This is a genomic window from Microcystis panniformis FACHB-1757 (assembly GCF_001264245.1).
GTDB lineage: Bacteria > Cyanobacteriota > Cyanobacteriia > Cyanobacteriales > Microcystaceae > Microcystis > Microcystis panniformis.
Map to the genome: position 1 here is coordinate 4,401,962 of NZ_CP011339.1, position 23,374 is coordinate 4,425,335.

Here is a 23,374-nt window from a genome sequence, read left to right on the forward strand (position 1 = left end):
ATACTGAATCGGTTTTTAATAGCATGATTAACTGCCAATCCAACTTGAAAAACCCGCTCCCTTCTCCCCACTGCTGTAACAAAAAACAACTATCTCCCGATAGCGATCGCTAAAGGTCGAATAATTGTAAATTTTTGTCAATGGGTGCGGTCAGATCGAAGAATCATCGCTAGAATGAGCCTAATTGTCAGAAATTTAGTTAAACAAGGTTTTTGGCAATAGGCTAATCTGGCTAACAGGCTTTTGGGCGTTATATAGGGAAAAGTTCCGGCGATTGCGCCTAAATGGGGTGATATACAGAAAGTTGACCCATATCGTTACCCCAGAGAGTGTTATAGAGAAAGTTGACCTATAATATGTAGTTATGTTTTCAAGAGAAGAGAAGAAATGTTATCAACACTTCTAAGTAAAGCTGTACAAAAAGCTCAAGAACTACCAGAAGCAATTCAAGACGAACTGGCAGAGCAGTTTATTGAAGACATCGAAAATGAAATCAAATGGCAAGAAACATTATCTAAACCCCAAGACAGCTTAATTCTCAAAGAACTTGCTCAGAAAGCTATTGCGGATTCAGAAAACGGACAGACTGAAGAAATGGGATTTGATGAGCTATGAAGTCGGAACTAAATCCAGATTTCGTCGGCTTATTTCAACAGCTACCAGACAGAGTGAAAAGAACAGCCAGAAAAAATTACAAGTTATGGAAAGATAACCCAAGTCATCCAAGCTTAGAATTTAAGGAGGTCAATCAAGAAGACCAGATCTGGTCAATCAGAGTCGGTATAGGTTGGAGAGCGCTAGGAAGAATCAAGAGTAAGAATGTAATTGTTTGGTTTTGGATAGGCTCTCACGCAGAGTATGACAAATTGTTAAAGAAGTTGTGAACCAAGAAACATAACAAATCACCGCACCCGAAATAATAGTGAAATTTTGTGATAAAGTGCAGTCATATCTAAGAATCTTTGCTATAATTACGCAAAGCTTTTGTGATAATTTTCCTTAAAGGAGATTGTTTGCAGTAAGCTAATCTGGCTAACAGGCTTTTGGGCGTGATAGAGGGAAAAGTTCTGGCAATCGCGCCTAAATGAAGTGATATACAAAAGGTTGACTCATATCGTTACCCCAGAGAGTGTTGTACGGAAAGTTTCCGTTCGACAAAGGATTTCTCGGTTGATGAGAGAGAGTCTATCTTTCTCTGAAAAAATGGAGAATCACGTTAGGAATAGAGATATGCGAAGTAATAGTTTTATGATGGTTCCATTATCTCTTTTGGCTTGGATGGTGATCAGTCAACCAGTAAAAGCAGAAAGAGTTTGTCAAGTAACAGACCCTACTGGTACTCCTCTTAACGTTCGTGACAGACCAAATGGACAAGTAGTTAATGCCTTGCGTAATGGTAGAGAAGTCTACATACATGAGACAGCTTATGACCGGCAAGGTCGTCCTTGGGTTTTAGTAGGTGGTTATTACAAAGGTGTCTACAGAACTTGGGGCTGGGTCTTTAGGGAATTCGTGAGTTGTTATAATCGATGACTGTACGGTAGTGCGATCGCCGATCTGGTAGGGTGCGTTCCCTAATGCAAGTGCTACTGCTCCACTGATCGATTTTGGGGAACGCACCATGCCCATTGATTAAAACTGTGGGTTAAAGTGTGGTGTGGGCTAATCTGACTAACAGGCTTTTGGACGTGATATAAAGATAGTATGGGTGACGGTTTATCTGATGACGGAAAATGGATATGTGGAGGATGTCTTTCAAGCATTGCTTACCCCCGCTAAAGGTTAAAGTGATCATGAGGCAATAGAATTACTCTAATGAAACTAGATCGTATTACGAGCAATCCAAACCGTATGAATGGGCAACCCTGCATCCGTAATCTTCGCCTTACGGTTCGTCGAGTGATTGAGCTACTGGCAACTTATCCCGAGCGAGCAGAATTACATCAAGAGTTTCCGGAACTGGAGGATGAAGATATTCGACAAGCCCTAATTTTTGCATCTTCTTACTTGGATGATCGCATCATTGAACTTCCTAATCGCTATGAAGCTGTTGCTTGATCAGGGACTACCGCTTTCTGCGGCAACTTTATGCTGACAAGAATATTTCACGTACAAGGTTGGGTTGACGACTGTTACCCAACACCCTCAGAACCAAGATTAAATGCGGTAGGATAGGCATTGGATAGATTTTCTAGATTGCCGTGAGCGAAACCGTCTATATTGAAACCAGTATCTTAGGCTATCTTACTGCTCGACCCAGCAGAGATATTGTTGTGGCCGCAAATATTGAGGTGACGAAGGAGTGGTGGAATACACGTCGCGGTGATTTTCAACTTTACTCATCCCAAGCGGTCGTGAAAGAAACCTCACAAGGTGGGGAGCATCTCATTTATGCAAGTGAGTAATTATACTTGTCCCTAAAACTGGTTTCTAGCAAGGCTTTCAAAATATCTTGACATAAAACCTGATTTAGGGGTTACAAAGGTGAGATGCTCCCACAAGGTGATGTTGTGATCGCATCTCAACGACTAGAAATCCTTGCTAATCTATCTTTACTCGACTTGAACCAAGCTGTGCTAGATTTAGCAGAGCAATTTTTGGAACGCAGCAACCTTCCCGCAAAAGCTGATATTGATGCTGTTCATATCGCCCCCGCAACCGTTCACGGCATGGATTACCTGCTCACCTGGAATTGCAAGCACATCGCCAATGCTCAAATTCAGGGAAAGTTGGCAGAGATCAGCCTTGATTTTGGCTACGAGTTGCCAATTCTTTGTACACCCTATGAACTTCTCGGAGGTTGATTATGTTTCAGGATGAGATTGTGGAAGAGATCCACAGAATTCGTGAAGAGTACTCTCGGTCATTCAATCATGACTTGAAAGCCATCTTTGCTGATTTGCAAAAGCAACAAGCTGAAAGTGGCAGAGAAGTTGTAACCTTATCTCGAAAACACGGTCTAACAACACGTTGGAGCGGACGAGCGAGAGATATTGATAGTGGTGCAAAGGATATTAGCCGCCGCTCAACTTAGCCGTTATACTGAATCGGTTTTTAATAGCATGATTAACTCCCAATCCAACTTGAAAAACCTGCTCCCTTCTCCCCACTGCTGTAACAAAAAACAACTATCCCCCGATAGCGATCGCTAAAGGTCGAATAATTGTAAATTTTTGTCAAGGGGTGCGGTCAGATCGAAGAATCATCGCTAGAATGAGCCTAATTGTCAGAAATTTAGTTAAACAAGGTTTTTGGCAATATGCTAATCTGGCTAACACGCTTTTGGGCGTGATATGGGAAAAAGTTCTGGCAATCGCACCTAAATGGAGTGATATACCGAAAGTTGAACCATATCGTTGCCTCAGAGAGTTTTATGCAGAAAGTTGACCTATAATATGTAGTTGGGCTGCTTCGTTTTTTGGTTGTGGCTGTCCTTGAAGATGATTTGTTAGAACCACAAAGTTTTCGTTATTGAGATTTTTTATGCAATCCGGTCTCCGCAGTGGAAAGCTTACAAAATGGAAAGATGAGCGTGGATTTGGTTTTATTCAACCCGTTGATGGGAGTCAAGAAGTTTTGGCGTTGCATAATAGAGATATGAATGGAGGAAATCAAAATGCAATGCCCTGAATGTAAATCTACCCATATCCGTAAAAATGGCATCAATAAACAAGGTAAACAAAATCATATTTGTGTAACCTGTGGCCGTCAATTTATTGATAACTATGAAAAACAGAAAGGCTATGACGAAAAAACGAAGCGAGAATGCCTAACTGCCTATGTTAATGGGATGGGATTTAGAGGAATAGAAAGGCTAAAGGGAGTTCATCATACGACCGTAATTAATTGGGTAAAATCTGTGGGAGAATTATTGCCAGTCGCCTATGACCCAGAAACAATTCCTGAAGTAGGGGAACTGGATGAATTGGAAACCTTTGTTGGCTCAAAAAAAACAAAATCTGGGTGTGGACAGCCGTTGACCACTTTAAAAAAGGAATTTTAGGTTGGGTAATCGGAGATCATAGTAGCGAAACGTTTCGCCCATTATGGGAATTAGTTAAGTCTTGGGGATGCTATTTTTATGTGAGTGATGGATGGTCAGTTTATCCATGTTTTATAGCAGAGGGCGACCATATAATTAGTAAGACTTATATGACCAGAGTAGAGGGTGAGAACACACGTTTAAGACATTATCTAGCCCGATTGCATCGCAAAACACTCTGCTATTCTAAGTCTACAGAAATGTTAGGATACTCTATTCGTTTATTAATTCATTATCTGAAGTTTCAAGAAGTGCCTATTCCTTACTGATTCATAGCTTAATTCAGCAACGCCGAAGTTTTTTTGCATATTTCTGAAGTTAAAGATGCAACCCGTCGTCCACAAGAAAACGACACGATTTATTACCACTGCATAGTTGACTCAGATGGCAAAGTTCGAGCTTACAACGCATTTATTCTGGGAGCAAGAAACAAGTCAGAACCTTCAAGTAGTCGAACTAAACCCTCTGATGCCATCATTTCAAGCTTTCCGATAGTTGAGGTAGTTCTGTTGCCGCTTCTGCCTTTGTTTGGAGCTATTCATTTTACATGGACGACACGCAATCCCATTCCACTGATTCTTTATCCCGTAATGAGTTTAGTGACTTACGCTCTATACGCAGATGATAAATCTCGTGCTAAACGAAAGGATTGGCGAACTTCTGAACAAACGCTACATCTGTGTGAACTTGCAGGTGGATGGTTGGGCGGGTTTATTGCCCAGCGAATATTGCGCCATAAAGGTCAGAAAAAGTCTTATCAAGTCACTTTTTGGGCGATCGTGATCATTCATTATGTTGTATGGCTGTTTTGGCTGTTTTCGGGAGGAACGCTATGAGGTATTGCGATTCTAAAAGCATCAGTGCGATCGCCGATCTGGTAGGGTGCGTTCCCTAATGCAAGTGCTACTGCTCCAGCGATCGATTTTGGGGAACGCACCATGCCCATTGATTGAAGTTGTGGGTTTAAGTGCGATGCCGCTCTTGTGGGCCCAGTTGGGGAATGTTAGCGAAGATTCCCGATGTTTAGGTTAAAATAGAGGGCAAAAGTTGCCCCAGGGTCAAGCCAATGACAGTTCGTCAACCCCGCTACAGCAAAGAAGAATTCCCTCGACGTGGTAATGAGATTTATGAATCTCAGGTACGTTCTCAAGTGGAGGAGGGAAATCAGGGGAGAATTGTGGCGATCGACATCGAAACTGGAGCGTTTGAGCTTGCCGACGATACGATTACTGCTACCGATCATCTCTATGGGCGTGTCCCTGATGCTCAACTTTGGCTGATTCGGATTGGACATAGAGCCGTCTTCCGTTTTGGCAGTCGCAGCCAGAGAAAGCCCGTATGATGTGTGGGGATGGGTCTTTTGTATGGCTTTAAACTTCAGATTGAGGCAGTGGAAGGTGGGCGCGTTACAATTGAGGCGCTATGACTCAGCCAAAGTTATCGGTGAAGACGGTCTAACTTTACCGTTATACTGAATCGGTTTTTAATAGCATGATTAACCCCCAATCCAACTTGAAAAACCCGCTCCCTTCTCCCCGCCCTCCTATACCTTTTAAACAGGATTTAGTATGACTATCTAGGGTTTGCTGAATAAGTACGGGCGAAGCATTCGGATAGAAAATCTACGTTTTCACCGATAGGTTATTGTCCGAATGCTTCGCCCCTACAGGACGCAGGCCGATGAAGACGCAAGGTTTTGAACGACGATTCTCTCAAAATCTTGCACCTGTGGGAGCGAGAAAAGCCCCAAAACCCTTACTTTGCCTACATTTCAAATTTATTCAGCAAACCCTATCTAAATTACTCGTTAAGACTATGAGCAGGGAGCAGAGAGAAAAAACCTGACTCCCGATGACTGAAAGCTGATCACCGACAAAACCTATCCCAAAACGATCGAATCGCGCAGGGATTGAATTTCCTCGGTTTGTAAACGCGCCCCAAAAGTAGAAACCACCCGGGCAGCCGCTAGAGAAGCGAGATTTCCTGCCCCTTTGTAACCCATACCGTGGGTAATACCGTAGAGAAACGCACCTGCATACATATCCCCCGCACCGACGGTATCGATCGCCTGTACGGGATGGGGGGTCAATTTCCAGGAGATTTTCGCCATCATAGATCAAAGAACCACTAGCACCCCGGGTGATAGCGAATCCTTTGGCAATGGTTTTAAAATAGGCGATCGCTGACTCGATTTCCTCGCTGCCAGAAATAGTCAAAGCTTCCGACTCATTAGCGAAAACGAAATCTAACCCGGTTCCGATCATTTCCAGTAATCCCTCCCGGAAGAAGATCGCCATATTGGGATCCGACAGGGATAAAGCGGTTTTGACTCCAGCAGCCTGAGCAATTTCTCGCCCTTTAATAGCGGCAGCTTTGGCAGTGGGAGAGGTGACGAGATAACCTTCGAGATAGAGATAATCGGCATTAACGATCGCTGAAGGGACTAATTCCCGTTCGGAAATTTCCCCGGTGATGCCGAGAAAAGTATTCATGGTGCGATCGGCATCGGGAGTCACAAAAACTAGACATTTTCCCGTGATTCCCACCTCTTTTTCGCCGCCGTGTTCATTGGTATGCAAACCACAGGCGCGCAGATCTTGCAGATAAAACTTACCTAATTCGTCATTGCCCACTTTACAGGAATAGAAACCTCTACCCCCCAACTGAGCGATCGCTACTAGGGTATTCGCCGCCGAGCCGCCACCGCTGCGTTTACAATCAAGAGCCAATTTTTCCATCAACTGGGTTTGACGATTTTCGTCCACCAGCGTCATCACTCCTTTATCGATGCCTAATTCTTGCAGTAATTCAGGAGAGACTTGAAATTCCATATCGACGAGCGCGTTACCGATCCCATAAACGTTGTATTGTTTGCCCATAATTTAGTCGATCGCCTAAAAATACTTTGTTATTGATAGTAGGGAAATAAGGGGCAAAAAGCTAGGGGCTGTTTTCAGCCGGAGAATACCATAAACAAAAATAATGGGTGTGCTAGTCTCACACCCCCAGTAATTTGTGTTAAGTTTTGTTTAACTAAGCAACTTTAAGCCTCATCGTAGGCTTCTAGATCCAACAGATAAAGATAAGGTTCGGCTAATTCCTGCCGTTGAAAAGCGATCGCTCGCAACAGATGCCAATCCCGCAAAGCCTCGAAGGGGTTGCTATACTCATCTTTTTCTAGTCGTTCGGCTAAAGAAGCAATATCAGCGGCGGTATATTTGGCAATATCTTGATCAGTGAAGCTTATAACTGTCATTTCTGCACCTTCCTCGACCTTTGTTCTATTTCTAGCCTAACATATATTCTGAGTTGAAAAAATGTCTTGACCGCCAAGTTAAGAACTGTAAATGAAAGGGTAATTGTGCTACAATTCCAGCAAAAAAGCTATTTTTGGTTGATCTTCTATGAAAACAGCCCTCATTACTGGCGCTTCCACCGGTATCGGTGTCGTCTTTGCTCGTCAACTTGCTCAACGGCAAGTGGAGCTAATTTTAGTCGCTAGATCTAGGGATAAACTAGAACAATTAGCAGCGGAATTGGGGGAACAATACGGGGTAAAAGTGACAGTTATCGTTCAAGATCTGACCGTTGCCGGGGCGGGAAAGCTGGTATATGATACGGTGAACCAAAAAGGAATCAACGTTGATTTACTGGTCAATAATGCCGGTTTTGGTGATTATGGGGCTTTTAGCGAACAGGATTTAGCCCGACAGTTAGAAATGATCCAGTTAAATAATCTGGTACTGGTGGAATTAAGCCACTATTTTCTTCGTCCGATGCTTGCTGGTGCTGGGGGGGCAATTATCAATGTTGCTTCCATTGCCGGGTTTCAACCGCTGCCCTATCTTTCCGTTTATGCGGCGACAAAAGCTTTTGTCCTCAGTTTTAGCGAGTCTCTCTGGGCAGAAAATAAAGACAAAGGCGTTGAAATCCTCGCTCTTTGCCCCGGTCCGACGGAATCTAATTTTTTTGAGGTGGCCCGATTTCCCAGTGCCTTTATGGGCAAAAACCGCCGGTTAGATTCGGCGGAAGTGGTGGTACAAGAGGCTTTAACTGCCTTGGCAAACAAACGCCCCAACGTGGTAGCTGGTAAATTGGCTAATAAAATTATCGTCAATCTGCCCCGTTTTTTGCCCAGAAGTTGGATCCTGTCTTTGATAGAAAAGCAATTCAAGCTATAACTAGAATCAAGCGAATTAGAGCAATTGCTGATAGGATTTTAAGGGAATACCTGTCCGGTTTCTTACTTCGATGGCCGAACGATAGACACCGTTTTTTTCTCTTTCGGCGACAATTTTATCAGCCACGGAAAAGTCAAGACCGAGATTGACTAATTCCGCAACGGAGTAGTAGTTTAAACAACGCCAAGAAACGTCAACTTCTTGGCGAATATCGTAGGCAAAGATAACCAAAGGTTCTAATTTTTTGAGATAATTTTCTGGTAAACCAGCTAGGAAGTGTAATTCTTCTAAATGGGTAAAAATATGTCCTTCGTTACGGACAGAAACGATATCATTGGCATAGACAATCGGCAACCCTAATTTATAAACCAGATCGTTGGTGGAACAGCTGTTAATATCAATTTTTTCGAGAGGAGAGGATGACTGTCTGGAATTGGTTCTATTTCCCGAAGCTATTGGATGGGAATTAAGCTGTTGACGGATGTATAAACCCAGTCCGATTTGGGCAAACCAAATTACGATAAAAGACTCTTGTGTAAGGAAAATAAGGGAGATAATTGTCAAGGCAATGCCGACGGATAACCAACTTTGGTTATTAGTTTTTTTGCCAGCATTAGCAATGGCAAGTCCCCCGAAAACTGGGACTAAAGATAGCCAGATCCACTCGGAAGATTCGGGAGGGCGAGGAGAGAGATTAGACATATTTTTTTAAAGAGAATCTAAATATTTTCTGCGTTTTTCTTCGTATTCTTCAGCAGTAATAATTCCCTGATCGTAAAGTTTTTTAAGCTGGAGTAAAGTAGCGGTTTTTTGCTGGGCTGATTCTGGCAGTCCTCGCTCTCTACTGCTGGGGAGATAGTTAGGATTATATTTAGCATCAAAAGCTTGATCTGACATGATGATTAAACCAATAAATTCAAAAAAAGCAATGATGCCGGGGATAAAAGTCCAGAAGAAAAGTAGATAAAAAATACCTGCCAAATTCTCCCCTAGATAAAACTTATGGATGCCAAGATAACCAAGAAAAAAGGCTAGTAAAGCCGCTATAGTTCTATTTCTCATAATTTTTGAGATTTCCCTAATTTAGCCAAAAGAAAGTATAAAACCACGATGCCTGCCTGTAATTCCAAGAGAGTAATATAACCCTTGATTAGATAATTTAATTCTAGGGAGGAATTAAAGGCAAAAACTAGCACACCCAAGACTAAAAAAGGCAGTAAACGCCAGCCAGACTTGGGTATTTTTATTACCGTACTATTAACCTGATTCATGGGCTAATTCTCTAGGTTGGTCTTTTTCGGTGATAGTCGCAAAATCGCTCTTTGTCAAAAGTTGGTTTGATTAACTTTTAGCATCTCAACCAGAATATTATGGGCATCCTTGGCTGATTCTAGGGTGCGCTCAAAAGGTATTCTAATTGTTTGACTCTCCCCTAATTTTTCTATGGCTAAATCCATGCCTTCGGGATCGATGGAGAGCATTTGAGCGGTTTCTGCATCGGTAATATTACCGTAAACTTGAGCGTAGAAAAGCACGGCATCACCGTGATCTTTATTCATGTGTTTACAGATGCGATCGCTAATGACGGGAGTGATAGTTTCAGACATAATGTTCTGGAAAAAAATCGATGATAAGGTGGGGACAGATAAAAGCCAGTTCTAAATCGAGGCCAATGGGGGGGATATTAGCTAGGGTAGCGTAATTAATCGCTAATTGCCAGATAATTTGGGCGTGAGGATGGCAGGTATCAATAATAAGTTTAATATTATTTTCTTGACAAAAATCCTTAATTGTGCATTGCTCTAATTGTCCCACTTATGGTCAATCGGGGCAGAGAGTAAAGTCTGGGGCTGCCCGTGCAGTTAAATTGCCTGTTGAGATGAAACAAGAGGTAATAGTAAAGGGATTGGGTGAGATTCAGCTAATCTCAGGATAGGCGATTAAAATGCCTCTTAGCTTAAAATCTCACACCCAGTCCCCACTAACAAACTTTTTCAGTACACCCTATGTATTTTATCGTTCACAACCGACAACAGAAGCGGTGTAGGTATTACCGATATGCTGAATACCATTGACAAAAAGATTGACTAAGAAAGGTTGATCATTTGCCCGTACTGTAGCAGTAATTGTTAAGGGTTTATCAGGTTCGATTCGTACTCCATTAGTATTAAAAAATTCCTCGTTAGTTTGATCGCTATACTTGAGAAACAGCCGGATATCAAAGGAAGCAGCCCGGGGAACAGAAACCGTAACGATAAACCTCTGAAAACTTCTCCCCCCCGGCACTGCCCAATCGGTATTCCAATTATTACGAGTTATCGTGACACCGAAAGGCCCTGGAACAGTGGGTTGTGAGACAGTTTTCGTAACTTCACTACCTTCACCGCCTAATAGAGAAAGTGGCCGACAATTTTGCGCCGCTGCCGGTAGATGTAAGCTTAATAATACTGCCGATAGACCTAAGTAGAAAAGCACGGCATCACCGTGATCTTTATTCCTGTGTTTACAGATGCGATCGCTAATGGCGGGAGTGATAGTTTCAGACATAAGATTCTGGAAAAAAATCGATGATAAGGTGGGGACGGATAAAAGCCAGTTCTAAATCGAGGCCAATGGGGGGGATATTAGTTAGAGTAGCCTAATTAATCGCTAATTGCCAGATAATTTGAGCTTGGGGATGACAGACATCATTAACGAAGGCAGGGGGCGGTCGGCAGGGGGCGGTCGGCCGTTTTTGTAACGGGGATTTATGCCCCGCTCCCAAAACTTTTCGCCTTAAGGCGAGGTTTTAGACCCGATTTTTTCGATAACAGAGTTTACCCACAGATGGTGGAATTAAACCGATGCTCTGGGGTTGACCCTTCGGCTTCGCTCAGGGTCATTGATATTCTGGTCGGATTTCATCCCCCGCAAAGGTGAGTATCTTGTCGAAAAATCTAGCGGGGGCATTCATCCGACATTTTAGGTAAGATCCAGGGCTGCCCGCACAGTTAAATTGCTTGTTTAGATGAAACAAGAGGCAACAGTAAAGGGATGGGGAGAGATTCAGCTAATCGGATAGGCGATTAAAATGCCTCTTAGCTTAAAACCCCACACCCGTTCGGACCTCGGCGTGAGACTTCGGTGTGAGACTTCGGCGTGAGCTTTTGTCGAACGCTCAGTAGTTGGCGTTGTCAGATCAGAATATGAAAGATGCAATGCAATCCTTGCTATCAAGGTAATTTCAGTTCCAAGCTGATTCGGATCATCTTTCAATTTGACAACGCCTTTCCACCTCTTCGACCCCATCTTGCTCCCAAAAATGAGCGGACGATGAGTTAAGACTCTTCCTCACTCTTGATGGCAGGACAAAATGACTGCGATAATCATACCGTTACTGCGGTTTAGCACTCTGTGTAAGGTTTTTACGACCTAAGAGTAGATATACGGAAGGAACAAAATATAACGCTATTAAAGTGGCGCCACCTAACCCACCGACAATACTAATCGCAAGAGGTGGCCAAAAACCACTGGGATCAAATAATAAAGGGATAAACCCCATTATCGTGGTTAAGGTGGTCGCTACCACATGACGAGTTGCACGAATCACCACATTTCGAGTTGCTCGACGTGAACCAAGGCTGGCTTGAGCATCATGACGCAAAGCGTCAAGAATTACGATTGAATCATTAACACAGATTCCTAAAAGTCCAATGATCCCTAAAATCGCTGTAAACCCAAAAGGATAATTAAACAAGGCCAATGATCCTAAACCTAATCCTAAAGATAAAATGGCAACTATGATAATAATACTAGCCATACGGAAAGAATTAAAAGTGAGGACTAAACTGGCCACCATAACGATCGCTAAAACCCCAAGAGTTGCAATCAAATTACTTAAAGCATCCTGACGTTCTCCTTGTTCTCCGCCAAAATCCCATGAATAACCATAGGGTAACTGAAAATTACTCATTTCTAATCGTTTTTCAAACTCAGAGAGTACTTGTTCTGGTAATACACCAGCCGGAATAAAACCCTGTATGGTATTCATCCGTTGGCCATTACGACGTGAAATAGCAACAATATCGGGGACAATTTCCACATTTCCCACCGCTGATAAGGGAACAATTGTCGATGAAGTTGCAGAATTTCCTGAAGATAAGAGGTTTAATGAGCTAATTTCAGCTAGATTGCTCCGTTGACGATTAGAAGTCCGAACTCTCACAGGTAGTTCTTTTGTTCCTTCTAAAATCGAGCCTCCGACTGTTCCCTCTAAACTGGTGTCTAATTGACGAGCAACGGCTCTTTTATCTAACCCTGCTAAACGTAGCTTTTCTTCATTAAGATTGACAGCTAATTTGGGCAAACTTTCGCTTAAAGTGGCGCGAGTATGGATAATATCAGGGGTTTTAGCTAATTCGGCGCGAACTTGATCGCCTAAAGCCTGTAATTGGGCTAAATCTGACCCATATAAGCGTAATTCAATCGGTGCATCAAAAGGAGGACCCTGTTCTAATTGTCGGACAATAATTTGCGCTTGGGGAAAGGCTTGATCTAATTCTTGCTGTAAGGTGCGAATTAACCCACCCGACTTGACGTTTTTCTGAAGTTGAACAATTCCTTGAGCATAATTAGGAGATTGTTCTCGATTTTGTAAGACATTGTAGTAAAAAGAGGGCGCACTTTTCCCAATAAACCATTGAACGTCTTGAATTTCAGGATGCTGTAAGATTAACTTTCGGGCTTGCATCACTTGAGACTGGGTTTCGGGTAAAGACGCACTGATGGGTAATTCAAAGGTTAAATGAAATTGTTCGCGATCGGTGGGGGGAAAAAACTGTTGTTGTAGGGTAGGAAAGCTAATAAAACCCCATAAGGGAAGAATAAGAATAAGGGAGATCGCTAATAAGGGACGTTGAAAAGTGCGATCTAAACTCCACTTATAAAGGGAGGTTAAACGAGAATGGGTAAATCCGCTTTGCCACCAATATCCATTTGTGGGGGTTGGTTGCCAATGATGTAATCTTCCCGCTAAGGCAGGAATCACGGTGACAGATAGAATAAACGAGCTAATTAGGGCTAAAATTACGGTTACTCCAATCGTTCCCGTAAATTCTCCAGTTGCTCCTGAAGCGGTAGCAATGGGCAAAAAAGCGATAACACTGGTAAAGGTAGAAGCGAGTAAGGGAATAAAAATATGATGTACGGTAGTAGCAACGGCTTTGAGCGGTGATATACCTTCTTCTTCTTTTAAAGCCATTTGCACCTCATCAACCACAATAATCGCATTATCAATTAATAATCCCAAAGCGATAATTAACCCTGTCACCGAAATTTGATGTAGGGGAATGCCTAACACCTTCATACTGCCAAAAACCATCAAAACTGATAAAGGAAGGGATGTTCCCACGATTAAAGATGACTTCCAGCCCATGACCACAAAGGTGATCCCAAAAACCAAGATAGCACCAATAATCAGGTTTGATAAAACCGAGTCCAGTTGTTGCTGCACATAACGACTTTGATTAAAGATAATGTGTAGGCCAATTCCTTGAGGAAGGTTTTTTTCAAATCTTTCTAACTTAGCCTTGGCGACTGTCATCCAAGAATCTAAGCGTCTATCAGATTCCACAAAAGCAGCAATTGCGATCGCCCGTTTTCCCTTAATCATCGCGACTTCTCTGGGGGGATCTTCAATTCCTTTACTAATATTTGCAATATCACCTAATCGCACTACTTGACTAGACGAACCTGATTTAATTGATAAACGATTTAAACGGTCTAAAGAATCTAATTCTCCTTCAATTTCCAGCAATAAGTTACTTTGTTCGCTTCGTAATTGGCCGGCAGCAACTTTGGCATCACTTTCTAAGATTTGTTGAGATAGGGACTGTATGGTTAATCCTAAATGGGTTAATTGTTGGGGAGCAACTTCAACTCGAATTTCCTCCGTAGGATTGCCAAATAATTCAACTTTTTCTGTTCCTTCAATTAACCGTAAATCATCTTCTAATTCTTGCGCCCAACGGCTCAAAATGCCATAATTCGGAGGGCTTGATAATTGCCAAGTTAAAGCAACAATTAAGGCGTTGGCTTTGGGTTTTGATTCTTCAAATTCAGGGAGAGAAGTTCCCGATGGTAATTGAGAAACAGCATCATTGACTTTATCACGAATTTGTGACCAAACGGGATCAACATCGGTAATTTGGTCATTTAATTCAATGGTAATGCTGGAGAAGCCAAGCTGAGAGGTAGAATCAATATTTTGAATTTCTTCAACTTCTAGTAAAGCTTGTTCTAATTTATCAGTAACTAGCGTTTCTACTCGTTCAGGGGTTGCGCCTGGAAATTGGGTGTTAATGACCGCAAAACGAGGGGTTAATTCGGGATCTTCCATACGAGGTAAACTGAAAAAGGAAGATAAGCCCCAAACGGCGATCGCCAAAATAGTTAAAACTAATAATCGGACGTTTTTATAAAAGATGGAAGACATAGGAGAATGATGAATTAAGAATTGAGAATTATGAAGTTCGGGGGAGAAAGTAATAAGTAATAAGTAGGGTTTGCGGCAAAAAGTTTTTCCTGGGGGCAGGGTGTGGGGTGTAGGGTGTGGGGTGTAGGGTTTTACCCATTTTCAGGTGGTCAATTACCTAATTTTCAGGGAAAAAGTCCAGGAATTTTCTCCGCGATCACTCCCAGATCTGGTACTTTTTGATTTCCCAAAAGTCTAAAAGTCTTACCCAACAAGGTTTTTAGATTTATTCAGCAAACCCTAAGTAGGGAGGCACAATTATTTGTCGGATGGGTTAGCGGTAGCGTAACATAATCGGGCGTTGGGTTTCATGCTTCAACCCAACCTACGTTCTGCTCACTGTTTACTGTTTACTGATTTTTACCTTTTGCCCCGAAATAATGCGATTTGTGCCATTAGTAATCACTTTTTCGGTTCCGTCTAATGTTCCTCGCACGAGAACTCGCTCCCCATCGGTGTATAAAACCTCCACATCCCGACGTTCTACGACAAATCCTTGGGCTGCATTCCCATCTCCTAGGACATAAATCGACCATAATCCTCGAATTCCCTTAACAAGAGCGGTACTAGGTAGCCAATAACCCGAAGTATTAATGTTTTGTTGCCATTTCCAGGTGACAATTTGTCCAGTGGTTAGCAGCGGTGAGGTAGCCTCGCCGCTACTTCCTGCTCCTTTAACTTGAAAAACCACCGTCACGGTACGACTGGCAGCATCTAGTTCAGGTAAAATTGCCTTAACGGTCGCTGAATAAGATTTTTGGTCAATTTTTAGGGTTTGTGATTGTCCGATCTTAATCTCAGAAGTCAGGGACGTAGGAACACCAATATGGGCTTTAACGCCGTCTAATTGTACCAAACGCACCACCCCTTGACCCGCTTGTACCGCCGTTCCTTGATCGAGATAACGTTTTTGAATTTTGCCCGAAAAAGGGGCTTTAAGAACGGTCTTTTCTAAATCAAGTTCAATACTAGCTAAACGACTATCTAGCTGTTTAATAGCTGCTTTTTGGGCTTCAATCACTTCCCTGCGAGTCCCTGCTAACAACTCATCCAGTTGACTTTGAGCCTGTTTAATCCTTGCTCGCTGTTGAGTTAAGATTTCAGGGCGTGTTCCTGCTAATAGCTCATCTAATTGGCTCTGGGCTTCATTAACCCTTGCCTGTTGACTATCCATATCTGTGACCACTTCGTCAAACTGTTCACGAGAAATAGCCCCTTGCGTATAAAGATTCTGTCGTCGCTCCTGTTTACTACGAGCCAAAGCTAATTGTGCTTGCAGGGTTTTCAAACGCGCTTGGGCTGCCGCAATGGTTTCAGTGCGAGGTCCCACTTCCATCTCTTGTAGTTGAGCTTTTTCTTGAGCCAAATTTGCTTGGGCTGCGGCAATGGTTTCAGCACGAGAACCCGCCTCCATTTCTTTTAATTGTGCTAAAGCCTGTTGTTTTTGGGCTAATAAGTCTTGTGTTTGGGCGATTAATTGACGGTCATCTAAACGAGCAAGGGGCGTTCCTTGATTCACCCATTGTCCTTCTGTCACCAGCAGTTGAGTCATTGTTCCTCCTCGTTCAAACCCTAAATCACTGGTATTTTGAGCGACAATTTCCCCAGTGTAAGTTCGAGACTGTTGATAAGCATTGACCTGTACTAGCTGGTCGATTTCAACGGGGAGAAGATGTTTATTTTCAGCAACCGAAGGGGCGATTGGTTGAGTTGGTTGACTGATTGACCCAATCCCATAACCGACTCCTAACAATAAAAGTCCCCCAAGATACCATCGCCGAACCCCTTGGAAACGGCGTTTTGATTGTTTTTGAGGTTCAGAAGAGGTGGCAGTGATTTTTAGGGGATATTCCGACATAGGAGGTGACATAGGATGGTTATCTGGCATAAGTCTATTCATTAAAGAATTTAACGTGAAGACGGGGATGGGTCTCAGCTTATCTACAACTGCTGTCCTATTCTTTCCGAATTTTATTTTTCAAACGACACCCTACGGCAATAATGCCTAAACTCATTAAGCCAAGGGTAACAGAAGGTTCAGGAGTCGAAACAATTCTCAGTTGCAGGGGAAATTGAATAGAAACCACGGGATTTAATGGGCCAATTGAGGGATCGATAAAAACGTCATCTGGGACAACGGCGGCATCTTCACTGACTAATTGTACTTTATTAGAACCCACATCGACTAAGAAAGCATTGGCTAATCCGTCAAATTCTCCGAGCAGGCCAGCTACCTTAGAAACACTAAAGGGATCACTAATAATCGCTTCAGAGTCATCATCAGGAGCGGTGGTTGCGCCATATTCTAAGAATGAATAAATATCGCTATAACCAAAGCTAAGAATTTTAGTGTTGTCCAACAATAAAAAGCTTTCCACTTCCTTAGGATTAGCGGCATAAATGCGTTCTTCTAGAGAAGACGTAGGAGAGGAAAAATAGTTCTCTCCATTAATATCATTTCCTAAATTCCAACTCTTGGTAAAATCCCCGTTTTTAGGACCAAAACTAAACCCAATACGATCGACATTAATACTGTTATTGGTGAGGAAAGTCGCAAAGTTAGAAAATCCTGTAATATTATTTAACAATGTGGCGGCTCGGGTTGCTCCTAAAGGATTAACCAAATTTTCGGGACTAAAATCAATCCCCGCAGCATAATAGGGGGCTGGATTTCCAGGTGAATTTAAAGCGGTTTCAGTGTGACCGGCGCCATAGCCCACAAATCCTTGAGGAGTCGGGTCTGTTCGTTTTCCAAATAACCGCAAACAGTTATTAGAAGCAATAGGCCGAGTTGCAATAAATTGGATGGAACTAAAATCAAATAAATCACCTGTTTCACAACTAGCAGCACGAGTGGGAAGGGGAGCTAATAAAGTGGCTGTTCCAGCGGTAGTTAGCCCAAGCAATAAAGCAAAATGACGCATAGACATGAGTTTTTTCCTAATTCAAAATAGAGAGATTCTGAAAAACCTTTTGTAGTTTTTGCTGATCAGCATATTTCTAAATTGCTGAAGATTAGAGATTTAGATAGATTAATTTTAGATTTGATGATTAAGTTTTTTTAAGTTCAATCTATCTAGACATCATCTAAGTAGGGAGGCACAATTATTTGTAGGATGGGTTAGCGGTACCGTAACCTGTGCGGGCGTTGGGTTTCATGCTTCAACCCAACCTACGTTCATCTTATATTTAATTCCACCCACCCACTTATATCTAGTTTAAAATAGGAAAGTCCTCAGCAAAATGGAGAATCTTTGGCAGAAGACGACTTTGACTGCGATTAACAGCCCGAAGGTATCGACTAATGTGAATCTCTTTCTTCCTTTAATCCGTTTCCCCGCATCATAACCCACCTCTTGATTAATCATCGTGGCGGTTTTGACCGATTGGCTGTCTAAAACTCCCGCGCTCGCCGCCGTTAGATGACCTTCCATCGTCCTGACGTAATCCCGGAGACAGTTATGGATTTTCAGCCATGTTCCGTCTTGAGTCCACTTTCTCAAGTAGTAGTAAGCTAAGACGCATCTTAACCGCCTATCCTTAGATTAGCTAAATCTCCCCTAATCCCTTTACTTTTGCCTCTTGCAAGAGTGCAAGAGTGCAAGAGTGCCTCATCTCAACAAGCAATTTAAATGCGCGGGCAGCTTATACTGTCTCGTCGGGTAGTCCTGGGGCAGCCACCGCCACGCGCATTACCTACAGAGGACGTAAAATAGGGCGTTGATGACACCGATGCAAAAGTTAGTTCGGGTCTAGGTTTTAAGAAATTCCGCCAAAGAAGATTGGCTCTCCTCTTATTTGTGTGATAAGTTTAACTGAATATAGGATCGATCAATCTTTGTGTCCTTTGTGATTCGTTCCACTCACTCGCCAGGAGGATTGTATCTTAGAATACATTTTACCCACCAAACCTAAGAGAGCCGAAGATTCATATCTCAAATCAGCAACGCCTTGCATGACTATGACTACTTACTCACCGTTCGCTCATTTCTCGAACCGAAAATTTGATAGATTGCCTCAAATGCAGTCTAGCAAACGCATTGAGCGTTCTACTCGAATATTTATTAGCACAAAAAGACCATTGGGAAGTTAACGAATTGATCAGGGTTTGAGCGAGTCAATTGGCGATCGCATTATCGGCACTTTTCTGCTTACCTTATTCGCTAAAAAGCATACAGGATAAAGGTAACAGCAATTTTAAAACCCTTCCCTTAAAAAATTAAGCGCACAATGAGTACTTAAGTACCTAGGCAAAATTATTTACACATGACGATCATTGCCCCGTAAGGGTTTTAGCTCGATCGGGCAGGTAATTAATTTTGCATGACTACTTACTATAATTTGAAGTGCGGAATGTGGGTTTTAAAAATTTGCGGAAAGACGCATCTCCGCTTGTAGAGCAAAGATAAGCTCAATACAGCACTTTCCGAGACGGATCATCCCATGCAATCACCGAAAGGCTTACTGTATAAGCACTTCAACCCTAGAAGTTGTACTTGAGCGATCAGCCAAGTGCTATAATTTCCTTATCAAGAATTAAGAAGATCAGGAAATCAGTTTTGTTTGTGATGGAGTGAAAACTATCTTTTGTGGTCAAAAAATTATCTATTTTGAAAATTATAGGAACAGTCTCATGCTTTTAACTCCAAACTGTAACCCTCTTAACTCCCTTAACTTCTCTCATTCTACGGCTAACTTTCTTAATGCCGTCCCTCAGCAAGAAATAGCTGAATCCATATCTGTTATTCAATATTTAATCAATCAAATCCCTGAATCTGTGTTGTGGATCGATTCCCAAGGAGGGATTAAGCATTACAATGATGCGGCTTGTGCTTTATTGGGATATTCCAGAGAACAGTTATCTAATTTGACTATAGAAGAAGCTGCTCAAGATTTTTTAAACTCAGATTGGTCTAGATACTGGAAATTAATTCAACGTCGAGGTTTTGGACGTTTGATCACACACCATCCTTATTATGGGGATCATCAATCCCTCGATATTACGGTTAACCTTCTCAAATATGGAGATCAAGATTATATAAGCATAGTAGCTCGTTCCTTAAATTTTCTAGAATCTGAAAAAGATGGCTACGCTTGCAGAATTCATCCTTCTGTTAACTCAAAACAAGCTCCTCAATCGTTGATACAGCCTTCTTCTACCCCGCAACCGAATTTCTTTGATTCTTTGGCTTCTTTCTACCCTAATAGTTCTCAATTAAAACCCGTTTTTGAGTTTATTGAGGCAAATTATAGTCAACCGATTACCCTCAATGATGTGGCTGGAGCGGCTGGTTATTCTCCTGCTTATTTAACCAATTTAGTTAAGCGTCGCACCGACAAAACGATTATTCATTGGATTGTGGAACGAAGAATGCTAGAAGCCCGATCCTTGTTACTGAAAACCCATGAGTCAATTACCAAAATTGCCGCCACCGTTGGGTTTACTGACCCCTATTATTTTTCCCGTCGCTTTAGTCAGTTACATAAAGTATCTCCTAAACGTTGGCGAGAAAAATATCAAACTCAAGTAGCTTAAATGATGGCTGAGTTTTAGGTTTTAGGTTCTAAGTATTTAAACTTTACACCTTACATAATCATGATTGAGGTGGGCAATGCCCACCTTAGTAGTGCTTAAATTATCCCTGTTTGATGGCAGGAAGAGACGGAGATTGACGAGAGAGTGAAAGGGTAATACCTAGTTGGGATAAATCAACCGTTTTATAGTTTAGGATAAACCCTAAGCCATATTTTTCTACCACAGGAATCGGTAATTTGGCGGCATGACTATAAACCACTCTAACGGTATCTTGGCTTCCTTTATTGGGTGAGTTATTAGGTTTTTGTTCAACAAATTGACCCAAAAACTGTAGAGAACTATAGGTTTTATTTGCTTGTTGGGCAATTTGGAGAAATTCAGAAACTGCTTGTTCTAATTCCTGCGTCAAGCTATTAATATTCTCCCCAATTTGTAACAATTGATACTCCTGTTTAGATAACAGTTTTTCTAGCTTATCTTGCAGTTCTGTTTCAAGCTGTACAACGGCTGAAGTTAATAATTCTTGGAGCATTTGCGGAGATTTATGAGCGGTTTCAATCGATTGAGTAGTAGGAGGAATCTGTTTGACAGATGGGTTAAGAACATGAGTCTCTATCATAATTTTTACCTAGTAACTAGCAAATTAATTTTGTTACCTTTTATTGTAGGATAAAGTAGGGTAAATTTAATGGATAATATTTTGTATTGTCTGCTAGGTTTTTCGATTATATTTATATAGTAAAAATGTGCTAAATTTGACCATAAAAAATAGGAATAAAAAAAATCCAGTTTTGGCGAAAAATAAAACATGGCTGATCAATGGGTAGAGGAATAAACTAGGAATATCAGTTAAGCAATCTTAGTTTGCTACAACACTTTTTTCACCTTAAAGGAACTTAAACCATGATGACAACTGTTCAATCCCCTTGTACCGTTGAAGACATTCAAAACTGGCTCGTTGATCAGTTTGCTCAACAACTCGATGTTGACCTTGATGACATTGATATTGAAGAACCTTTTGATAATTATGAACTCGACTCACGAAAAGCGTTAGTTTTATTAGGACGCTTAGAAAAATGGCTCGGAAAGGAATTAAATCCTGTGGTCATTTTTAACTATCCCACCATTGCTGAATTAGCAACCCGATTAGGGGAATTATATCTTTAACTTTTTCTTGTATTCTTTCTTATTCACTCTCTTCCTCATCACATTTTAGGAGAATTTCACCAATGGTTGCTACTAACACTAATGAGTATGATGTTGTGATTATGGGAGCAGGTTTCGCCGGGGTCTGTCAAGCAAGACACTTACTTCTAAATGTTCCCAACATTAAAATTGCACTGATCGATCCTCGTCCAGAAGAAAGAACTAATAAAGACCTCAAAATTGGCGAATCAATGGTGGAAATTGCCACCTTATTTGTCTGCAAAGAATTGGGGTTATATGAGTATATGATCGAAAATCATCCTCCCAAATTTGGACTAAACTTCCATTGGCCGAAAAAGAAGGACAAAACGACTACCACTGATGATTATTATCATATTTGGAATAATCGTCAACCGCCTTTGGCTTCCTTTCAAATGAACCGGGCAAAATTTGAACGGGATCTCCTAAAAATGAATAAAGCGATGGGAGCAACTTTTTATCAAGGTCGAGTTGTAGATGTTGATTTAACCTCAAAAGATGAACTCAAAACCGTTATCGCTAAAGTCGAAAATGAACAGATAACTCTCAAAGCAAAGCACGTTATTGATGCCGCAGGACGGAAGTTTATTATTGGTCAAAAAACCGATAATCTCCTATTTGGAGCAGATAATCTTTTTGGACTTGATACCGGTTCTGTTTGGGTTAGAGTTAACAATATTGATCGCACCATTTTTCACGATGGTTATGATCCTTATGGTACAACTTGTAGCCATTACTATGCAACCAATCATTGGTTTGGTCATGGTCATTGGTTATGGATGATTCCCACAGAAAAAGACTCCCAAGAAATCTCTATTGGAATTGCTCAACATCGCAGTGTTATCGCCAACGACCAAATTAATACTCAAGAGAAGTTTTATGCTTTCCTAAAAGCCAATCACAATCTACTTTATCGCTTAGTCACCTCTGGCGAAAATGTCGATTTTCATTATCTTCCTAGAGTTTCCCATACTAGCAAAACGATGTTTTCTCAAGATAATTGGTATGTAGTTGGAGATGCTGCTTGTATTTTTGATCCCTTTTACTCTTTGGGAACAAGTATGATTGCTTTTGCGATTGAAAGTATCACGGAAATTATTCGTTCTCAACTTGCAGGAGAAGCGGATACAGAAGAAAAACGGGCTGCTTACAATGACTTTAACCTTACCTATACTCGATTGAATAATCATCTCATTGAACACCATGATAAACAATTAGGTCATGCTAGTATCATGAGTTGGCGTATTTATGCCGAATATATGTGGTGGTTTGGGATTCAAATTCCCCTTTATGTCGGCAAATGGCATTTAGATACTGGCTTTATTTCCCGTTATGTGCCAAAAGTTCAAGCGGATATAAAAGGATATTGGCATCATCTCTATGAACAATTTAACCAATTAGTTGAGCAGAATAAAAATATTGGTTTTATGGATGCTCATCGTACTGATCAATTAATCTGGGGTTATCATACCCTCAAACACTTCGATGACTTTATCGAAAACACTAAATTTGAACCAAGACGGTGCAATGTTTTCGCTGGAATTAAAGCGACCAGTTTTTATACAGCAGTTTGGTATGCAAAGTTCCTCTGGAAAGGATTTGGTTTTTCAGCTTTTCTCAATCCAAAAAATCTGTCCTATCTGTTTGGACATCTTAATGGCGCAGTTCAATCTGCCATTACGGAAATGGTCTATAAATATTTGACTCGTAAGCTTTCTGATAATAGCCAAATTGAACAAACTCGCCAAGAATTTACCAACTATCGTTATCGTCCTCAACTAAATCCTTGGGTAAAAAAAGAAGTAAAAAGATCGCCCGAAAAAATACCTATTATTGTCTAAATTTGGGTTAATCACTTAGGCATAGGTAAAAGATAACATCACAAATCACAAGATAGCATCTTTTACCTTTAACCCTCC

General features: G+C 41.5%; 24 protein-coding genes and 3 pseudogenes. 14 read left to right on the forward strand and 13 right to left on the reverse strand.

Annotation, left to right across the window (positions count from 1 at the left end):
• Positions 1 to 387: 387 nt before the first annotated feature.
• From VL20_RS21090 to VL20_RS21140, 10 genes and pseudogenes are all read left to right on the forward strand, one after another.
• Positions 388 to 615, forward strand: a complete 228-nt coding sequence (locus tag VL20_RS21090) for a hypothetical protein (RefSeq protein WP_002758339.1) — start codon at positions 388 to 390, stop codon at positions 613 to 615.
• Positions 612 to 884, forward strand: a complete 273-nt coding sequence (locus tag VL20_RS21095; protein WP_052277675.1) for a ParE family toxin-like protein — start codon at positions 612 to 614, stop codon at positions 882 to 884. The genes VL20_RS21090 and VL20_RS21095 overlap by 4 nt, the downstream gene beginning before the upstream one ends.
• A gap of 346 nt (positions 885 to 1,230) precedes the next feature.
• Complete coding sequence (locus tag VL20_RS31895; RefSeq protein WP_004268440.1) at positions 1,231 to 1,533, forward strand: SH3 domain-containing protein; 303 nt, start codon at positions 1,231 to 1,233, stop codon at positions 1,531 to 1,533.
• Between the two features lie 282 nt (positions 1,534 to 1,815).
• Complete coding sequence (locus VL20_RS21105; RefSeq protein ID WP_052277676.1) at positions 1,816 to 2,058, forward strand: DUF433 domain-containing protein; 243 nt, start codon at positions 1,816 to 1,818, stop codon at positions 2,056 to 2,058.
• Positions 2,059 to 2,201: 143 nt separating this feature from the next.
• Positions 2,202 to 2,369: pseudogene (locus tag VL20_RS21110) on the forward strand (type II toxin-antitoxin system VapC family toxin); the annotation flags it as partial.
• 129 nt (positions 2,370 to 2,498) lie between these two features.
• Positions 2,499 to 2,804, forward strand: a pseudogene (locus tag VL20_RS21115) (type II toxin-antitoxin system VapC family toxin); the annotation flags it as partial.
• A 2-nt stretch (positions 2,805 to 2,806) separates the two neighbouring features.
• Positions 2,807 to 3,034 (forward strand): hypothetical protein, encoded by a 228-nt coding sequence (locus tag VL20_RS21120; protein ID WP_002790010.1) that lies wholly within the window; start codon positions 2,807 to 2,809, stop codon positions 3,032 to 3,034.
• A 582-nt stretch (positions 3,035 to 3,616) separates the two neighbouring features.
• Positions 3,617 to 4,311, forward strand: a protein-coding gene (locus VL20_RS29880) for an IS1 family transposase (protein ID WP_128575271.1) whose coding sequence is annotated in 2 segments (ribosomal slippage) — positions 3,617 to 3,959 and positions 3,959 to 4,311 — 696 coding nt in all. Because the reading frame shifts where the segments join, the coding sequence is not laid out codon by codon here.
• 33 nt (positions 4,312 to 4,344) lie between these two features.
• The gene (locus tag VL20_RS21135; protein WP_128575274.1) at positions 4,345 to 4,878 is read left to right on the forward strand and encodes a DUF1294 domain-containing protein; all 534 of its coding nucleotides are present in this window, start codon (positions 4,345 to 4,347) and stop codon (positions 4,876 to 4,878) included.
• Between the two features lie 230 nt (positions 4,879 to 5,108).
• Positions 5,109 to 5,384: a hypothetical protein gene (locus VL20_RS21140; protein WP_052277678.1), complete on the forward strand. Its 276-nt coding sequence runs from the start codon at positions 5,109 to 5,111 to the stop codon at positions 5,382 to 5,384.
• 537 nt (positions 5,385 to 5,921) lie between these two features.
• Here VL20_RS21140 and VL20_RS21145 read toward each other — a convergent pair.
• A pseudogene (locus VL20_RS21145) lies at positions 5,922 to 6,921 on the reverse strand (adenosine kinase).
• 164 nt (positions 6,922 to 7,085) lie between these two features.
• A complete protein-coding gene (isiD, locus tag VL20_RS21150; protein WP_002732311.1) occupies positions 7,086 to 7,298 on the reverse strand; it encodes a protein IsiD in 213 nt (70 codons plus the stop codon).
• 148 nt (positions 7,299 to 7,446) lie between these two features.
• Here isiD and VL20_RS21155 point away from each other — a divergent pair, with 148 nt between their 5' ends.
• The gene (locus VL20_RS21155; protein WP_052277679.1) at positions 7,447 to 8,223 is read left to right on the forward strand and encodes an SDR family NAD(P)-dependent oxidoreductase; all 777 of its coding nucleotides are present in this window, start codon (positions 7,447 to 7,449) and stop codon (positions 8,221 to 8,223) included.
• A gap of 15 nt (positions 8,224 to 8,238) precedes the next feature.
• Here VL20_RS21155 and VL20_RS21160 read toward each other — a convergent pair whose 3' ends face one another.
• The 10 genes from VL20_RS21160 to VL20_RS21205 all read right to left on the reverse strand — a co-directional run bounded on the left by VL20_RS21160 (position 8,239) and on the right by VL20_RS21205 (position 18,237).
• Positions 8,239 to 8,925: a helix-hairpin-helix domain-containing protein gene (locus VL20_RS21160; RefSeq protein WP_052277680.1), complete on the reverse strand. Its 687-nt coding sequence runs from the start codon at positions 8,923 to 8,925 to the stop codon at positions 8,239 to 8,241.
• A 6-nt stretch (positions 8,926 to 8,931) separates the two neighbouring features.
• Entirely contained in the window at positions 8,932 to 9,285 is a 354-nt protein-coding gene (locus tag VL20_RS21165) for an NINE protein (protein ID WP_045357333.1), read from the reverse strand.
• Positions 9,282 to 9,494: a hypothetical protein gene (locus VL20_RS21170; protein WP_052277681.1), complete on the reverse strand. Its 213-nt coding sequence runs from the start codon at positions 9,492 to 9,494 to the stop codon at positions 9,282 to 9,284. The genes VL20_RS21165 and VL20_RS21170 overlap by 4 nt, the downstream gene beginning before the upstream one ends.
• Positions 9,495 to 9,548: 54 nt before the next feature.
• A complete protein-coding gene (locus tag VL20_RS21175; RefSeq protein ID WP_052277682.1) occupies positions 9,549 to 9,830 on the reverse strand; it encodes a DUF2470 domain-containing protein in 282 nt (93 codons plus the stop codon).
• The gene (locus VL20_RS21180) at positions 9,823 to 10,038 is read right to left on the reverse strand and encodes a precorrin-6A/cobalt-precorrin-6A reductase (RefSeq protein ID WP_052277683.1); all 216 of its coding nucleotides are present in this window, start codon (positions 10,036 to 10,038) and stop codon (positions 9,823 to 9,825) included. The genes VL20_RS21175 and VL20_RS21180 overlap by 8 nt, the downstream gene beginning before the upstream one ends.
• A 198-nt stretch (positions 10,039 to 10,236) precedes the next feature.
• Positions 10,237 to 10,770, reverse strand: coding sequence for a hypothetical protein (locus tag VL20_RS21185; RefSeq protein WP_012265816.1), 534 nt, complete (start codon positions 10,768 to 10,770; stop codon positions 10,237 to 10,239).
• An 826-nt stretch (positions 10,771 to 11,596) separates the two neighbouring features.
• Positions 11,597 to 14,695, reverse strand: coding sequence for an efflux RND transporter permease subunit (locus VL20_RS21190; RefSeq protein WP_052277684.1), 3,099 nt, complete (start codon positions 14,693 to 14,695; stop codon positions 11,597 to 11,599).
• Positions 14,696 to 15,077: 382 nt separating this feature from the next.
• The gene (locus tag VL20_RS21195; protein ID WP_284525877.1) at positions 15,078 to 16,604 is read right to left on the reverse strand and encodes an efflux RND transporter periplasmic adaptor subunit; all 1,527 of its coding nucleotides are present in this window, start codon (positions 16,602 to 16,604) and stop codon (positions 15,078 to 15,080) included.
• 85 nt (positions 16,605 to 16,689) lie between these two features.
• Positions 16,690 to 17,664 (reverse strand): hypothetical protein, encoded by a 975-nt coding sequence (locus VL20_RS21200; RefSeq protein ID WP_052277686.1) that lies wholly within the window; start codon positions 17,662 to 17,664, stop codon positions 16,690 to 16,692.
• A gap of 288 nt (positions 17,665 to 17,952) precedes the next feature.
• Positions 17,953 to 18,237 (reverse strand): transposase, encoded by a 285-nt coding sequence (locus VL20_RS21205; protein ID WP_185237609.1) that lies wholly within the window; start codon positions 18,235 to 18,237, stop codon positions 17,953 to 17,955.
• A 1,130-nt stretch (positions 18,238 to 19,367) separates the two neighbouring features.
• Between VL20_RS21205 and VL20_RS21210 the strand changes: the two genes are divergently transcribed.
• Positions 19,368 to 20,270, forward strand: a complete 903-nt coding sequence (locus tag VL20_RS21210) for a helix-turn-helix transcriptional regulator (RefSeq protein ID WP_052278537.1) — start codon at positions 19,368 to 19,370, stop codon at positions 20,268 to 20,270.
• Positions 20,271 to 20,370: 100 nt separating this feature from the next.
• On the opposite strand, the gene VL20_RS21215 is transcribed toward VL20_RS21210, so the two are convergent.
• On the reverse strand, positions 20,371 to 20,889 hold the full coding sequence (locus VL20_RS21215; RefSeq protein WP_052277687.1) for a hypothetical protein: 519 nt from the start codon (positions 20,887 to 20,889) through the stop codon (positions 20,371 to 20,373).
• Positions 20,890 to 21,173: 284 nt separating this feature from the next.
• Between VL20_RS21215 and VL20_RS21220 the strand changes: the two genes are divergently transcribed.
• Positions 21,174 to 21,437 (forward strand): acyl carrier protein, encoded by a 264-nt coding sequence (locus VL20_RS21220; protein WP_008206984.1) that lies wholly within the window; start codon positions 21,174 to 21,176, stop codon positions 21,435 to 21,437.
• Between the two features lie 62 nt (positions 21,438 to 21,499).
• Positions 21,500 to 23,296 carry an NAD(P)/FAD-dependent oxidoreductase gene (locus VL20_RS21225; RefSeq protein WP_052277688.1) on the forward strand — a complete coding sequence of 599 codons (1,797 nt, stop codon included), beginning with the start codon at positions 21,500 to 21,502 and terminating at the stop codon, positions 23,294 to 23,296.
• The last annotated feature ends 78 nt before the right edge of the window (positions 23,297 to 23,374 follow it).